12 protein-coding genes, 4 tRNA genes and 1 pseudogene are annotated in these 14,044 nt (G+C 59.6%); 7 read left to right on the top strand and 10 right to left on the bottom strand.

Features of this window, described 5'->3' with window-relative positions:
- Window positions 1–59: 59 nt before the first annotated feature.
- The 3 genes and pseudogenes from AD670_RS04520 (at window position 60) to AD670_RS32205 (ending at window position 3,043) form a co-directional block, all read left to right on the top strand.
- Window positions 60–1,313, top strand: coding sequence for an OprD family porin (locus AD670_RS04520; protein WP_053128677.1), 1,254 nt, complete (start codon window positions 60–62; stop codon window positions 1,311–1,313).
- A 59-nt stretch (window positions 1,314–1,372) separates the two neighbouring features.
- Window positions 1,373–2,185, top strand: a pseudogene (locus tag AD670_RS32210) (cache domain-containing protein); the annotation flags it as partial.
- A gap of 36 nt (window positions 2,186–2,221) precedes the next feature.
- A complete protein-coding gene (locus AD670_RS32205) occupies window positions 2,222–3,043 on the top strand; it encodes a methyl-accepting chemotaxis protein (RefSeq protein WP_371263171.1) in 822 nt (273 codons plus the stop codon).
- Window positions 3,044–3,285: 242 nt separating this feature from the next.
- Here AD670_RS32205 and AD670_RS04510 read toward each other — a convergent pair.
- The 4 genes from AD670_RS04510 to AD670_RS04495 all read right to left on the bottom strand — a co-directional run bounded on the left by AD670_RS04510 (window position 3,286) and on the right by AD670_RS04495 (window position 3,805).
- Window positions 3,286–3,362, bottom strand: a tRNA-Asp gene (locus AD670_RS04510).
- Window positions 3,363–3,381: 19 nt separating this feature from the next.
- A tRNA-Val gene (locus tag AD670_RS04505) sits at window positions 3,382–3,457 on the bottom strand.
- A gap of 176 nt (window positions 3,458–3,633) precedes the next feature.
- A tRNA-Asp gene (locus AD670_RS04500) sits at window positions 3,634–3,710 on the bottom strand.
- A gap of 19 nt (window positions 3,711–3,729) precedes the next feature.
- A tRNA-Val gene (locus AD670_RS04495) sits at window positions 3,730–3,805 on the bottom strand.
- Between the two features lie 159 nt (window positions 3,806–3,964).
- Between AD670_RS04495 and rdgC the strand changes: the two genes are divergently transcribed.
- The 3 genes from rdgC (at window position 3,965) to sugE (ending at window position 6,357) form a co-directional block, all read left to right on the top strand.
- On the top strand, window positions 3,965–4,885 hold the full coding sequence (rdgC, locus tag AD670_RS04490; RefSeq protein ID WP_053128675.1) for a recombination-associated protein RdgC: 921 nt from the start codon (window positions 3,965–3,967) through the stop codon (window positions 4,883–4,885).
- 84 nt (window positions 4,886–4,969) lie between these two features.
- Window positions 4,970–5,935, top strand: a complete 966-nt coding sequence (locus tag AD670_RS04485; protein WP_053128673.1) for a bile acid:sodium symporter family protein — start codon at window positions 4,970–4,972, stop codon at window positions 5,933–5,935.
- A gap of 107 nt (window positions 5,936–6,042) precedes the next feature.
- Window positions 6,043–6,357, top strand: coding sequence for a quaternary ammonium compound efflux SMR transporter SugE (gene sugE, locus AD670_RS04480; protein ID WP_017136389.1), 315 nt, complete (start codon window positions 6,043–6,045; stop codon window positions 6,355–6,357).
- A gap of 56 nt (window positions 6,358–6,413) precedes the next feature.
- On the opposite strand, the gene AD670_RS04475 is transcribed toward sugE, so the two are convergent.
- The 3 genes from AD670_RS04475 to AD670_RS04465 form a co-directional block, all read right to left on the bottom strand.
- Entirely contained in the window at window positions 6,414–8,288 is a 1,875-nt protein-coding gene (locus AD670_RS04475) for an MFS transporter (protein WP_053128671.1), read from the bottom strand.
- Window positions 8,289–8,345: 57 nt separating this feature from the next.
- A complete protein-coding gene (locus AD670_RS04470; protein ID WP_053128669.1) occupies window positions 8,346–9,494 on the bottom strand; it encodes a TDT family transporter in 1,149 nt (382 codons plus the stop codon).
- A gap of 88 nt (window positions 9,495–9,582) precedes the next feature.
- Window positions 9,583–10,782: an MFS transporter gene (locus AD670_RS04465; protein WP_053128666.1), complete on the bottom strand. Its 1,200-nt coding sequence runs from the start codon at window positions 10,780–10,782 to the stop codon at window positions 9,583–9,585.
- 91 nt (window positions 10,783–10,873) lie between these two features.
- Between AD670_RS04465 and AD670_RS04460 the strand changes: the two genes are divergently transcribed.
- Window positions 10,874–11,413, top strand: a complete 540-nt coding sequence (locus AD670_RS04460) for a TetR/AcrR family transcriptional regulator (protein WP_082340903.1) — start codon at window positions 10,874–10,876, stop codon at window positions 11,411–11,413.
- 125 nt (window positions 11,414–11,538) lie between these two features.
- Here the strand turns inward: AD670_RS04460 and AD670_RS04455 are convergent, their stop codons facing one another.
- The 3 genes from AD670_RS04455 to AD670_RS04445 all read right to left on the bottom strand — a co-directional run bounded on the left by AD670_RS04455 (window position 11,539) and on the right by AD670_RS04445 (window position 13,998).
- On the bottom strand, window positions 11,539–12,318 hold the full coding sequence (locus AD670_RS04455) for an ABC transporter permease (protein WP_053128662.1): 780 nt from the start codon (window positions 12,316–12,318) through the stop codon (window positions 11,539–11,541).
- On the bottom strand, window positions 12,315–13,247 hold the full coding sequence (locus tag AD670_RS04450; RefSeq protein ID WP_053128661.1) for an ABC transporter ATP-binding protein: 933 nt from the start codon (window positions 13,245–13,247) through the stop codon (window positions 12,315–12,317). Before AD670_RS04450 ends, AD670_RS04455 begins: the two co-directional genes overlap by 4 nt.
- Before the next feature lie 133 nt (window positions 13,248–13,380).
- Complete coding sequence (locus tag AD670_RS04445; RefSeq protein ID WP_053128660.1) at window positions 13,381–13,998, bottom strand: glutathione S-transferase family protein; 618 nt, start codon at window positions 13,996–13,998, stop codon at window positions 13,381–13,383.
- Between the last annotated feature and the right edge of the window lie 46 nt (window positions 13,999–14,044).

Genomic DNA, 14,044 nt, shown 5'->3' with positions numbered 1-14,044 from the left:
CCTCACTCACGAGGCGCGTGTCGCCCTGCACCCCAAATAACAACAACGAGTCATTTGCCATGAACCATGTGTATACCCGTCGGGCTTTGTTTTGCGCGTTAGGCCTGGTACCCGTCGCAGGGGCCAACGCCGAAGGTTTTATTGATGACAGCAAACTCAAGCTGCAACTGCGCAATGTGTATTTCAACGAGAACTTCCGCGACGAGCACGGCTTGAGTGCGCGAGCCGCCAGAACGGCAAAAAGCGAACGTACCGAGTGGGCCCAGGGATTTCTGCTGGACTATCAGTCCGGATTTACTGCGGGCACCCTCGGCTTCGGCGTGGACGCCCTGGGACTCTATGGCGTAAAGCTGGATTCAGGGCGTGGTCGCAGTGGTACCGGGCTTATGCCGGTGCATGATGACGGGCGAGCGGCCGACGAGTTTGCCAGCGCCGGCGCTACCGCAAAAGCCAGGTTCGCCAAAACCACCGTCAAGTACGGCACCTTGCTGCCCAAGACACCGGTGCTGATTTACAACGATGCACGCTTGTTGCCCCAGACCTACCAGGGCACCCAGGTCAGCAGCACTGACATCGAAAACCTGACCGTCACCGGCGGGCATCTGGACCGCTTCAAATTGCGCGACTCCACCAACAGCGTGCCGATCGTGCCTGATGGCTACAGCGGGGAAAAATCCGGAGATTTCACCTACGCCGGGGCTGAGTACAAATGGGGCAAAAACCTTCGCTTGAGTTATTTCTACGGGGAACTCGAGAACTTCTACCGACAGAACTTCGCCGGCATCCAGCACGACCTGCCGCTGGCCGGTGGCGTGCTGACCAGCGACCTGCGCTACTTCAACAGCGTTGATAGCGGCTCTGCCTACGCAGGCAAAATCGACAATGACATGTTCAGCGGCCAGTTGTCCTACGTGATCTCAGGCCATACCGTCGGAGGGGGTTACCAAGCCCTTCGTGGTGATGCCGGTTTACCCTACATCAGCGGCGCAACCGTCTACTCGTTCAGTAATGCCGGCATCGGCAAATTCATTGAGGAGGACGAGAAGACCTGGATGCTCAACTACGGCTACAACTTCGCCGCCGTCGGCGTGCCCGGCTTGACCTTTTCAACGCGCTACCTGAGCGGCAATGACGGTAAGTCCACGACCACGGTCAAGGAATGGGAGCGTGATACCGAGCTGGCTTACGTTGTGCAAGCCGGCACGTTCAAGGGGCTGGGCGTGCGCATGCGCAACTATGTCTACCGCTCTGAGTTCTCCCGCGGCCGCGACAGCAATCGCCTCTACCTCACCTATGACATCGCCCTTTGGTAAGTCGACGATCGCAGCCCTTGCGGCCGCTTTCATACAGATTCAGGTGAGGAACCCCAAGCATGCTGTTTAAAAATAAAGTACTGATGCTGGTGCTGGCCCCGGTGGTGCTGTTGTCCACGGTGCTGGCGCTGACAACGAGCACCACCTTGCTGTCGAGCGCCGAGCAGGAAGTCACGGTGACTCGGGAACGCCTGCTTGATGAAAGCCGGGAACGCTTGAAAGACTACGCCAACCTTGCCCAAACCTCAGTGGCGCAACTGTATGCGCAGGCCGAGACGGGGGACACCGCAACGCGTGCGCTGGCGATCGCGCGACTGTCGAAAATGAAGTATGGGGACGATGGCTATTTTATCGGTTACGACAGTCAGGTCGTGCGCCTGTTTCGTGGCGACAGCAGCGAAGGCGTCGGCACTAACATGAGTGACCGCAAAGACAAGAACGGGATTTACCTGAACCGGGAAATGGTTGCCGCAGCGAAGAACGACACCCACTTCGTCAACTATTCGGGGGCCCTGATCAATACGGATAAAGTCGTTCCCAAGCTGGCTTACAGCTTTTACCTGCCTGCCTGGGACATGGTGGTGGTCACTGCGGTTAACCTCGACAGTATCGAAAGCCAGGTGGCCAAAGTACGAGGGGAAATCCATCAGCGTGTGCGCAGCCTGGTCTACGGGATAACCGTCATCGCCTTGATTGCGCTCGGGATCACCGGCGTGCTCGCATTGTTATTGGTTAAAAGCAGCCTGCGTCCCCTTTCGCGGATTCGCGAGCACCTTGATGAAATCGCAGCGGGCGAAGGCGATCTGACACGGCGCTTACCCATCAGCCGCGACGAGTTCGGCCAGGTGGCTGTGTCGTTCAATGCCTTCGCCGATAAGATTCATGGGCTGGTCAGCCAGATCGTCGGCATGGCCCGAGAGCTGAATACATCGGTCACCCAGGTGGCCGAACAGAGCAAATGCATCGATCAGGTCATGGAACAGCAACGCCAGGAAACCGATCAGGTCGCCGCAGCCATTAATCAGATGTCATCCGCGGCGCAAGAGGTAGCGGTCAGTGCGCAGAGCGCTTCGGATGCAGCCGGCGAAACCGATTTGCAGGCCCAGCACGCCAGGCAGGTCGTCAATGAAAGCATCGCCCGGCTGGGTACCCTGACCGAGGACCTGTCCGCGGGAGGCGTCTCATTGAAAAGCCTGCAAGGCGATGTAGAAGGCATTGTCACGGTGCTTGATGTCATCCGCTCGATCGCCGAGCAAACCAACCTGCTGGCACTCAATGCCGCGATCGAAGCGGCACGCGCCGGGGACGCGGGGCGCGGATTTGCCGTGGTTGCCGATGAAGTACGCGCGCTGGCAAGCCGGACGCAACTTAGCACCCAGGAAATTCAAGCGATGATCGAGCGCCTTAACCAGGCCACAACCAAGGTCGTCACTGCGATGAGCCACTCCGGCGCAGCAGGTCATGGCGCCAGCCTGCACGCGGAACAAGCCGGGCAGTCGCTGGGCAAAGCGGTCGAGTTGATCGTCACCATCAACACGATGAACGCGCACATCGCCAGCGCCGCGCAAGAGCAGACGTCGGTCGCCGAAGAAATCAATCGCAGCGTCCATCAGATAGCCCGCGCGATTGAAAACGTCGCCGACCAGACGCAAAGCGGCGTACACACGGTCGATGAGCTGTACGCCATCGGTCATCGCCTGGAAGGTTTGTTGAGGCAATTCAAGATTTAACCGGGACGCCGGCTTGCGTTCAGATTGCAACGTCTGCATGCGGTGGGGCCAGATGAGCCTTCACCAAGACACTGCTGCTGTGCTTATCCACAATTGCCGGGATAACAATCAGCAATCCGCCTTGGGTCAATTTTCAAGTGGCTGGAGGTGGATTCCAGTGGAATCCAGAAACGAAAAAAGCGGCACAAGGCCGCTATTTCCGTGACCTCCAGGCGCTCAGTGGGCCTTGGCGGAAGCAAATATGGCGCAGCGGACGGGACTCGAACCCGCGACCCCCGGCGTGACAGGCCGGTATTCTAACCGACTGAACTACCGCTGCGCGTAACACTTGAAGCGAATGGTGGGTGATGACGGGATCGAACCGCCGACCCTCTGCTTGTAAGGCAGATGCTCTCCCAGCTGAGCTAATCACCCTTCGTTTCGGTGTGGGCGCATCATACACCAAAAAATCGTAATGTCTTGATTTAAATGCAGTTTATTCAAAAAAAGTTTACCGCACGATTTTTTGCCATATTCCGGACAGCAAAAAGCCCGCTATTAAGCGGGCTTTCTGTGGTGACCTGGCGTTCAGCGTTCCAGATTACCGAATATGGCGCAGCGGACGGGACTCGAACCCGCGACCCCCGGCGTGACAGGCCGGTATTCTAACCGACTGAACTACCGCTGCGCGTAACACATGAAGCGAATGGTGGGTGATGACGGGATCGAACCGCCGACCCTCTGCTTGTAAGGCAGATGCTCTCCCAGCTGAGCTAATCACCCTTCGTCTCGGTGTGGCGCGCATTCTACGGAGCGACCTTGGGTCTGGCAAGCACTTTCTTAAATCTTTTTTTTGAGGCCTTCCAATGGCTTAGGCAGGGTTGGCCTGGGGCGCTATCAAGAGAATAATGCCCCCCTTTGTATAAAGGAGAGACTCACCCCATGTGGTTCAAGAACCTGCTTATCTATCGCCTGACCCAAGATCTGCCTGTTGATGCCGAGGCGTTGGAAGCGGCCATGGCCACCAAACTGGCGCGCCCTTGTGCCAGCCAGGAGTTGACCACCTACGGTTTCGTCGCACCGTTCGGTAAAGGTGAAGACGCTCCCCTGGTTCACGTCAGCGGTGACTTCCTGCTGATCGCCGCCCGCAAGGAAGAACGCATCCTGCCGGGTAGCGTGGTGCGTGACGCACTGAAAGAGAAAGTCGAAGAGATCGAGGCCGAGCAAATGCGCAAGGTCTATAAAAAGGAACGCGACCAGATCAAGGATGAAATCATCCAGGCCTTCCTGCCCCGCGCTTTTATTCGCCGCTCGTCGACCTTTGCCGCCATCGCGCCGAAGCAAGGCCTGATCCTGGTGAACTCGGCCAGCCCGAAACGCGCCGAAGACCTGCTCTCCACCCTGCGTGAAGTGATCGGCACCCTGCCGGTGCGCCCACTCACCGTGAAAACCGCGCCAACGGCCATCATGACCGACTGGGTCACCACCCAGAAACCGGCCGATGACTTCTTCGTCCTCGACGAATGCGAACTGCGCGACACCCACGAAGACGGCGGCATCGTACGTTGCAAGCGTCAGGACCTGACCAGCGAAGAAATCCAGCTGCACCTGACCACCGGCAAAGTCGTGACCCAACTGTCCCTGGCCTGGCAGGACAAGCTGTCCTTCATGCTTGACGACAAGATGACCGTCAAGCGCCTGAAGTTCGAAGACCTGCTGCAAGACCAGGCGGAACAGGACGGTGGCGAAGAGGCCCTGGGTCAACTGGACGCCAGCTTCACGCTGATGATGCTGACCTTCGGTGACTTCCTGCCGGCGCTGATCGACGCCCTCGGCGGCGAAGAAACCCCGCAAGGCATCTAAGCCGTGTGAAGATCAAATGTGGGAGGAGCCCCTCCCACATTTGATCGCAGTTGCACTTCAAGCCTCTAACAACAAGGACACCCCATGCGCGCACTCGCCGCCTTGAGCCGCTTCGTCGGCAATACCTTCGCCTACTGGGTGTTGATTTTCGCCGTCGTCGCGTTCCTCGAACCCAGCTGGTTCATCGGCCTGAAAAGCGCCATCGTCCCGCTGCTGGGCCTGGTGATGTTCGGCATGGGGCTGACCCTCAAACTTGAAGACTTCGCCGAAGTCGCCCGCCATCCGTGGCGCGTGGCCCTGGGCGTAGTCGCACACTTCGTGATCATGCCGGGAGTGGCGTGGCTGCTGTGCCAGGCCTTTCACCTGCCGCCGGAAATTGCCGTCGGCGTGATCCTGGTCGGTTGCTGCCCAAGTGGCACGTCCTCCAACGTGATGACCTGGCTGGCCCGTGGCGACCTGGCGCTTTCAGTGGCCATCGCCGCCGTCACCACCCTCCTCGCCCCGCTGCTCACTCCGGCACTGATCTGGCTGTTGGCATCAGCCTGGTTGCCGGTGTCGTTCATGGAGTTGTTCTGGTCGATCCTGCAAGTGGTGCTGCTGCCGATCGTGCTCGGCGTGGTCGCGCAACGCCTGCTCGGCGAGCGGGTCCGCCACGCGGTAGACGTGCTGCCCCTGGTGTCGGTGATCAGCATTGTGATCATCGTTGCTGCAGTAGTGGCGGCCAGCCAGGCGAAAATCGCCGAGTCGGGCCTGCTGATCATGGCCGTGGTGATGCTGCACAACAGCTTCGGTTACCTGCTGGGCTATTTCACCGGCCGTGTGTTCAAACTGCCATTGGCCCAACGCAAATCGTTGGCGCTGGAAGTGGGCATGCAGAACTCCGGGCTCGGCGCCGCATTGGCCAGCGCGCACTTTTCGCCCCTGGCGGCGGTGCCCAGTGCGTTGTTCAGCGTCTGGCACAATATTTCCGGGGCATTGCTGTCGACGTATTTCCGCCGCATGAGCGAGAAAGAAGACCGCCGCGCACTGGAGAACACGCCGCAAACTTGATCGCATGATCAATTGTCGGCACTCTACCTAGCTTCGCGGGGACGACCTCGCGACGCTATTGAGGCGCACAATCCGGGGACGACCCCGCCTATAGAAGCGAGGTCATCATGTCCTGGATCATTCTGTTTTTTGCCGGCCTGTTCGAAGTCGGCTGGGCCGTCGGCTTGAAATACACCGACGGTTTCAGCAAGCCACTGCCCACCGCCCTGACCATTGCTGCCATGGCCATCAGCCTCGGCCTGCTGGGGCTGGCCATGAAAGAACTGCCCCTGGGCACCGCCTACGCCATCTGGACCGGCGTGGGTGCCGTGGGCACGGTGATCGCCGGAATTATCCTGTTTGGGGAATCCATGGCGTTGTTCCGGCTGGCCAGTGTGGCGTTGATCATTTGCGGGCTTGTTGGGCTTAAGATCAGCGCTTAGGCTGCTACCGCCATCGGGGGCAAGCCCCCGATGAGTCCGGAACATCCAGCACAGAACTACCTGACACTCCCCCGCAAAACACCAACCACCGCCTGCAACTGCGCAGGCGTAGCCGCCTCCACAGCAACAGGCTCACCTGCCACCAACACCACCCGCGACCAGATTCGATGAAACAAGCCCTTGTTCGGATCGCGGCTGAAGAAACTCCCCCACAACCCCTGCAACGCCATCGGAATCACTGGCACCGGCGTCTCTTCCAGAATGCGCGTCACACCGCCACGGAACTCGTTCATCTCGCCATCACTGGTCAATTTGCCTTCCGGAAAGATACACACCAACTCCCCGTCCTTCAGGTACTGCGCAATGCGCGTGAAGGCCTTTTCATAGATCTGGATATCTTCGTTGCGCCCGGCAATCGGAATCGCCCCGGCGGTGCGGAAGATAAAGTTCAGCACCGGCAAACGGTAGATCTTGTAGTACATGACAAAGCGAATCGGCCGACGCACCGCGCCGCCAATCAACAGCGCATCGACAAACGACACGTGATTGCACACCAGTAGCGCGGCGCCTTCGTCCGGGATCAGGTCGAGGTTGCGATGCTCCACGCGGTACATGGAATGGCTGAGCAGCCAGATCATGAAGCGCATGGTGAACTCGGGGACGATCCTGAAGATGTAGGTGTTGACGGCGATGTTGAGCAGCGACACCACCAGGAACAACTCAGGGATCGACAGCTTGGCCACACTCAGCAGCAGGATCGACACAATCGCCGACACCACCATGAACAACGCATTGAGAATGTTATTGGCGGCGATCACCCGCGCCCGCTCGTTCTCGGCAGTACGCGACTGGATCAGCGCATACAGCGGCACGATATAAAAGCCGCCGAACACACCCAGGCCCAGGATATCGAACAACACCCACCAGGCCTGGCCATAGCTGAGCACCGCGAGCCAATCGTTGGCTTGAACGTTCTGCGGGAAGCCCCCGGAATGCCACCACAACAGCAGGCCGAACACCGTCAGGCCGAACGAGCCAAACGGCACCAGGCCGATTTCCACCTTACGCCCGGAGAGTTTTTCGCAGAGCATCGAGCCCAGGGCGATGCCCACCGAGAACACGGTGAGGATCAGGGTCACCACGGTTTCATCGCCGTACAACCACTCCTTGGCGTAGGCCGGGATCTGCGTCAGGTAGATCGCGCCGACAAACCAGAACCATGAGTTGCCGACAATCGAGCGCGACACCGCCGGCGTCTGCCCCAGGCCCATGCGCAGCGTGGCCCACGACTGGGTGAAGATATTCCAGTCCAGACGCAGTTGCGGCGTAGAAGCCGCTGCCCGCGGAATGCTGCGGCTGGCCAGGTAACCCAGCACGGCCACGCCGACAATCGCCACCGCCACGATCGGCGCGTAATGACTGGACGACATCATGATCCCGGCGCCAATGGTGCCGGCCAGGATGGCCAGGAACGTGCCCATCTCCACCAGGCCGTTGCCACCTACCAGCTCATCTTCGTGCAGGGCCTGGGGCATGATCGAGTACTTCACCGGGCCGAACAACGCCGAGTGGGTGCCCATGGCAAACAGCGCCAGCAGCATCAATTCCAGATGGTTGAACAGGAAGCCCGTGGCGCCGACGGCCATGATCACGATCTCGCCGATCTTGATCGCGCGGATCAACGCATCCTTGTTGAATTTCTCGCCAAACTGCCCGGCCAGCGCCGAGAACAGGAAGAACGGCAGGATAAACAGCAAGGCGCACAGGTTGACCCAAATGGCGCGGTCACCGTCGATAGTGAGCTTGTAGAGAATCGCCAGGATCAGCGATTGCTTGAAGATGTTGTCGTTGAAAGCGCCCAGCAACTGGGTGATGAAAAACGGCAGGAAGCGCCGTGTGCGCAGCAAGGTGAATTGTGAGGGGTGGCTCATCGTCCGTGTTCCTGCGTGGCCTAATAGTTATCAGGCCACGACTTTACCTAACTCCGCTTACTTATTCCCTAGTCCTGCAATGCACAGCGAAACAAAAAGCTCTCCTTTATAGGCGCCCTGCAGGGTGCGCTTGGCCACGATCAGCCACATCAGCGCCAACGCCACCACCAGCATGCTGCCAAATGCGCTGAAGAAGCCCAGGTGCAGCAGGCTCGCCAGCTTCAGCGTGGCCAGGGCGTAAACGCCCAACGGGAAGGTAAAACCCCACCAGCCCAGGTTGAACGGAATACCGCCGCGCAGGTAACGCAGGGTGATCAATACCGCGATCAGCATCCACCATAAGCCGAAGCCCCACAGGGTGATACCTGCAACCAGGCCGAGACCATTGGCCATTTCACCGACGCCAGGCAAGCCATTGGCGGCAAAGATGGCCGGTGCATCGCCGCCCAGCAGCAACATGCCCAGGGCACCGGTACCGATCGGGCCCAGCGCCAGCCAGCTCGACGCGGCCATGTTGGCGTGGGGCAGTTTGTGCAGGGCCATACGCAACATCAGGATGGTCAGGATGCTGAACGCCACCGGCAGCGAAAACGCCCACAGCACGTAGCTGGTCACCAGCATCACCAGTTGCGAGTGAGCGTCCGCAAGATGCGGCGCGAGCAAGCCACCGCTGGCTGCGGCGACTTCGGCCGCCACCACCGGCAACAGCCAGACAGCCGTCATCTGGTCGATGCTGTGTTCCTGGCGGGTGAACATCATGAAGGGAATCAGTACACCGCAGGCCAGTGCCATCGCCACATCCAGCCACCACAGGGCTTCGGCCAGCGGGATCACATCACCACCCCAACGCGGCAGGCCAAACAGCAGCAAGCCATTGAGAATGGTCGCCAGGCCCATGGGAATGGTGCCGAAGAACATCGAGACCGTGGAGTGCCCGAAGATCCGCCGCGCCTCGTGGAAAAACATCACCCAACGCGCGGCATATAAGGCACTGAACAAGATGAACAGGCCGATGGTGAACCACCACAGCCCTTCGGCAATGGCATGCAAACCTGGCAGATTGGCCGCCAACTGCGCCAGGGCCAGCGCCAGCACGCCGGTGCCCATGGTCGCGGCGAACCAGTTGGGGGTGAATTGACGAATCACTTCCCGGGGACGGGTCAGGTGACTGAAGGGTTTGTAGCTGGTGGTCGTCGAGCAGGTCATGATGGCAATCCTCTTCCTCGCATGAGGTTGAGACCATGGTAGAACCTGATCGAATATCTATATAACGGGTAATATCTCTAACTGTTATCTACTTTGCAGATATACAGGCCGCCTTGGACTTTGCCGAATCCTGCAGCAGCAACGCGATCAACGCCCCGAGGGCCAGCAGAATGAGGACTGCGCCGTAACCGTCGGTGGTGGCGATCAGGCCAAAGCGGCGAATGAGGTTGCCCGCCAGCAGCGAAGGCAAGCAAAACGCCAAATAACTCAGCACATAGAATGCCGACATCAAGCCTGCCCGTTCATGGGGCAAGGCCAACGGCACCACACTGCGCAAGGCGCCGAGAAAGCCGGCGCCGAAGCCACTGCCGGCGATCAACGTGGCGATAAAAAACAGTGGCAGGCTGGCGCTGTGCACCGCCGTGAGGATCATCGCCACGCCCACAGCCAAGAGCATCGCGCCCAGGCGCAGTACCTTGCTGGCCGGGCGATTGCGCAGGGTGAAGATCATCAGCGCACCGCTCAAGGTCAGCACCGCCACCAGGCCGCCGCCGATAAGGTTGGACGTGGAGCCTGTCGCCGCCCGTACCAGCGACGGCGCCAGCGACAAGTAGAAACCACCCATCGCCCACACCGCCACGTCCACCGGCAACGACAGCCATAACGCCCGACGCGCCTGGGGCGGCACATGCAGGGTTGGGCGCAGCGAAGCCAGCGCACCGGGAATACGCTGGACGGTTTCCGGCAGGCGCCACACGCACAGTGCCTGCACCAGCATCAGCGCCAGCAGTGTCCAGTAGATCAACTGCGTCGGCAGCGGCGCGAACTCCACCAGCAAACTGCTGCCCATCGCCCCGCACGCCATGCCCAGCAGCGGCGCCACACTGTTGACCAACGGGCCCTGCTGGCGGTCGGTGTCGAGCAACGCCGCGCCCAGCACCGCCGTGGCCATGCCGGTGGCAAACCCCTGCACGGTACGTGCGGCGATCAGCCAGGCCACGCTGCTTTCATTGATAAACAACACCATCGCCAGCATATTCAGAAGCAGTGCGGTGAAAATCACCGGCCGGCGCCCCAGATGGTCCGACAGCGATCCGACGGTCAACAACGCCGCCAGCAGGCTCAAGGCGTACACACCAAAAATCAGCGTGAGCATGCCCGCGGAAAAATGCAGGCCTTCCTGATACAGGTGATACAACGGCGTTGGCGCACTGGACGCCGCGAGAAACGTCAGCAAGGTGACCGCAAGGAACACCAGGCTGGAACGATGAGAAGTGAGGCTGGACATGGGCACGCTCCGCTAAAGCTAATATTTTGCTTTTGCGGAGTGTGCTACCCGCCAGCGCTTAAAGCAAATTCTTTGTGTTAAGGTCGCAAGCATGGCGATAAAAGAAGGTCTCCGCCCGGGGGGCCGCAGTGCCCGGGTACAAGAATCGGTCCATTCGGCCGTGCGTGATTTGCTGGAAGCCCATGAGCGCTCCAGTGTCACAGTGCCGATGATTGCCGCACGCGCAGGCGTCACGCCGTCGACTATCTACCGGCGCTGGGGCGACCTCTCGGTGCTGCTCGCGGACGTGGCCCTGGCGCGCATGCGCCCCGACAGCGAGCCCGCCAACACCGGCAGCCTGCGTGGCGACTTGCGGGCGTGGGCCGAGCAATACCTGGATGAGATGAGTTCGGAGCCGGGCCGCAACATGATGCGCGACCTGCAATGCAGCGTGACGCCGGGCTACTGCGTGAGCATCTTGAGTGGGCAGTTTCAGGCGATTGTCGATCGTTATCCGGACCCGGCGCCACCGAGCGTGGACCACTTGATCAATCTGCTCGCAGCGCCGACGGTGTTTCGTATTCTGTTCTCAACCGCGCCACTGAAAGTTGAAGAACTGCACGCGCTGATCGAGCTGGCACTGAAGGCCTGAAGACCTGACACAAACCAAATGTGGGAGGGGGCTTGCTCCCGATAGCGGTATGTCAGTCAGCTTATCTGTAGCTGACACATCGCAATCGGGAGCAAACCCCCTCCCACATTTTTCTACCGCGTTTATCAGGTACGCATCCCGCGCCCGCTCACCAACAACCGCGCGCAACCGATATACAACACCACCGTCGCCACCAGCATGAAGGTGATCGCCACGCTGATCTTGATATCCGACACGCCAAGGATGCCGTAGCGGAAGGCGTTGACCATGTGCAGCACCGGGTTGGCCAGCGACACGGTCTGCCAGAACGGCGGCAGCAGGGTGATGGAGTAGAACACGCCGCCCAGGTAGGTCAGCGGTGTCAGCACGAAGGTCGGGATGATCGAAATATCATCGAAATTGCGCGCGAACACGGCGTTGATAAACCCCAGCAACGAGAAGATCGTCGCCGTCAGCACCACCACCAGGATAGTGACGCCGAGGTGATGCACCTGCAGGTGGGTGAAGAACAGCGACAGCAGCGTCACGATCACCCCCACCATCAGGCCGCGCAGCACGCCGCCCAGGGTGTAGCCGATCAGGATGGTGTGCGGCGACACCGGCGAGACCATCAGCTCTTCGATGGAGCGCTGGAACTTGCTGCCGAAGAAACTGGAGACCACGTTGCCGTAGGAGTTGGTGATCACCGACATCATGATCAGACCCGGCACGATGTACTCCATGTAGGTGAAACCACCCATGTCGCCGATCTGGCGGCCGATCAGGTTGCCGAAGATCACAAAGTACAAAACCATGGTGATCGCCGGCGGCAGCAGGGTCTGCGGCCAGATCCGGGTAAAGCGCTTCACTTCGCGGTAGACGATGGTCTGCAGCGCGACGAGGTTGGGTTGCAGCTCAGAACTCATACCGCCACCTTCGTCAGATTTTTCTCCACCAGGGACACGAACAACTCCTCAAGGCGATTGGTTTTATTACGCAGGCTCAGCACTTCGATGTTCTGGGTCGCCAACTGGGTGAACAACGCAGTGATGCCCATGGCTTTATCCACCTGGACTTCCAGGGTGTGGCTGTCCACCAGGCGGCTGGGGTAACCAAGCAGTTGCGGCGGGACCGACAGGTTGTTCTTCAGGTCAAGCAGGAAGGTCTCCACATGCAACTGGCCCAGCAGGTTACGCATGCTGGTGTTCTCGACAATGGTGCCGTGGTCGATGATGCCGATGTTGCGGCACAGCTGCTCAGCCTCTTCCAGATAGTGAGTGGTGAGGATGATGGTGATGCCCTTCTCGTTCAGCTCAGTGAGGAAGGTCCACATCGACCGACGCAGCTCGATGTCCACGCCGGCGGTGGGTTCGTCGAGGATCAACAAGCGCGGTTCATGCACCAGTGCGCGGGCGATCATCAGGCGACGCTTCATGCCGCCGGACAGCGAACGCGAAGGCACGTCGCGCTTGTCCCACAGGCCCAGTTGAGTCAGGTACTGCTCGGCGCGTTCCTTGGCGATTTTCGCCGGGATGCCGTAGTAACCGGCCTGGGTCACGACAATGTCGAAGGTCTTTTCGAACTGGTTGAAGTTGAATTCCTGGGGCACTACGCCGATGGAACGCTTGAGCGCCGCCGGGGATTTGTCCAGGTCATGGCCGAAGATATTCACTGTACCGCTGGTCTTGTTGACCAGGGTCGAGAGGATGCCGATGGTGGTGGATTTGCCGGCACCGTTGGGACCGAGCAAGGCGAAGAAGTCACCTTCAGCAACGTCCAGATCGATACCACTCAGGGCCTGGAAACCGTTGCCGTAGGTTTTGGTTAGCTGCCGGATGGACAGAGCGGAACTCATATCGGAATACGCACCAAAGAAGGATTAGAAACAGTAGATGAGGGCGCAGCCCACGTAGTTCAACGGCGGCGCATGACAGGCATGGTGCTTGCCCGCGCCGCACAAGTACAGTCACCTGTATTAATAGTCAGTATTAAGTCAACGCGGTCATGACCGCTTTGCGGTAGGCAGGGCGTTGTTGCAGGCGCTGGTACCAGGCCTCCAGATGGGGCATCGAAGGGCGTTCGATGGGCATCTCGAACCAGGCGTAGATAAAGCAGCCGAGGGGAATATCACCGATGCCGAAGGTATCTCCCGACAGGTAAGGCTGCTCGGACAATGCGCTGTCCACGGTGCTCAGTGCATCAATACAGGCCTGACGCCCGGCATTGATGCTGTCCCAGTTCTGCTTTTCCGCCGGGGTGCGCACAATGCCCCAGAACACAGCCTTGAACGGTTCGGCAAGGGTCGAGGTGGTCCAGTCCATCCACTTTTCGGCACTGGCACGCACTTGCAGGTCGCTCGGGTAAAACGCCGACGCGTGCTTGGCGCAGAGGTAGCGCACGATGGTGTTGGACTCCCACAACACAAAGTCACCGTCCTCGATCATCGGCACCCGACCGTTCGGGTTCAATGCCCGGTACTGCGGCGTGTCGACCACACCAAAAGCCCCGCCCGCATCAATTGCCTCATAGTCCAGGCCGAGTTCCTCGGCGCACCACAGTGCTTTCCTGACGTTTGATGAATTTTTACGACCCCAGATTTTCAGCATGACCGCGCCTTATTGTTGATGAACATGGCTTGATGAACGCAGCAGC

Origin of the sequence: Pseudomonas sp. MIACH (genome assembly GCF_001269925.1) — a bacterium.
In the GTDB taxonomy this organism is placed as follows: Bacteria; Pseudomonadota; Gammaproteobacteria; order Pseudomonadales; family Pseudomonadaceae; genus Aquipseudomonas.
The sequence above is the reverse complement of the archived record's forward strand: the minus strand, read 5'-3'. Positions and strand labels throughout refer to the sequence as shown.

Excerpts from the sequence above, each read along its gene's own strand:
- AD670_RS04520 (WP_053128677.1), top strand. The coding sequence starts at position 60 with ATGAACCATGTGTATACCCGTCGGGCTTTGTTTTGCGCGTTAGGCCTG.
- AD670_RS32205 (WP_371263171.1), top strand. The coding sequence starts at position 2,222 with ATGGCCCGAGAGCTGAATACATCGGTCACCCAGGTGGCCGAACAGAGC.
- rdgC (WP_053128675.1), top strand. The coding sequence starts at position 3,965 with ATGTGGTTCAAGAACCTGCTTATCTATCGCCTGACCCAAGATCTGCCT.
- AD670_RS04485 (WP_053128673.1), top strand. The coding sequence starts at position 4,970 with ATGCGCGCACTCGCCGCCTTGAGCCGCTTCGTCGGCAATACCTTCGCC.
- sugE (WP_017136389.1), top strand. The coding sequence starts at position 6,043 with ATGTCCTGGATCATTCTGTTTTTTGCCGGCCTGTTCGAAGTCGGCTGG.
- AD670_RS04475 (WP_053128671.1), bottom strand. The coding sequence starts at position 8,288 with ATGAGCCACCCCTCACAATTCACCTTGCTGCGCACACGGCGCTTCCTG.
- AD670_RS04470 (WP_053128669.1), bottom strand. The coding sequence starts at position 9,494 with ATGACCTGCTCGACGACCACCAGCTACAAACCCTTCAGTCACCTGACC.
- AD670_RS04465 (WP_053128666.1), bottom strand. The coding sequence starts at position 10,782 with ATGTCCAGCCTCACTTCTCATCGTTCCAGCCTGGTGTTCCTTGCGGTC.
- AD670_RS04460 (WP_082340903.1), top strand. The coding sequence starts at position 10,874 with ATGGCGATAAAAGAAGGTCTCCGCCCGGGGGGCCGCAGTGCCCGGGTA.
- AD670_RS04455 (WP_053128662.1), bottom strand. The coding sequence starts at position 12,318 with ATGAGTTCTGAGCTGCAACCCAACCTCGTCGCGCTGCAGACCATCGTC.
- AD670_RS04450 (WP_053128661.1), bottom strand. The coding sequence starts at position 13,247 with ATGAGTTCCGCTCTGTCCATCCGGCAGCTAACCAAAACCTACGGCAAC.
- AD670_RS04445 (WP_053128660.1), bottom strand. The coding sequence starts at position 13,998 with ATGCTGAAAATCTGGGGTCGTAAAAATTCATCAAACGTCAGGAAAGCA.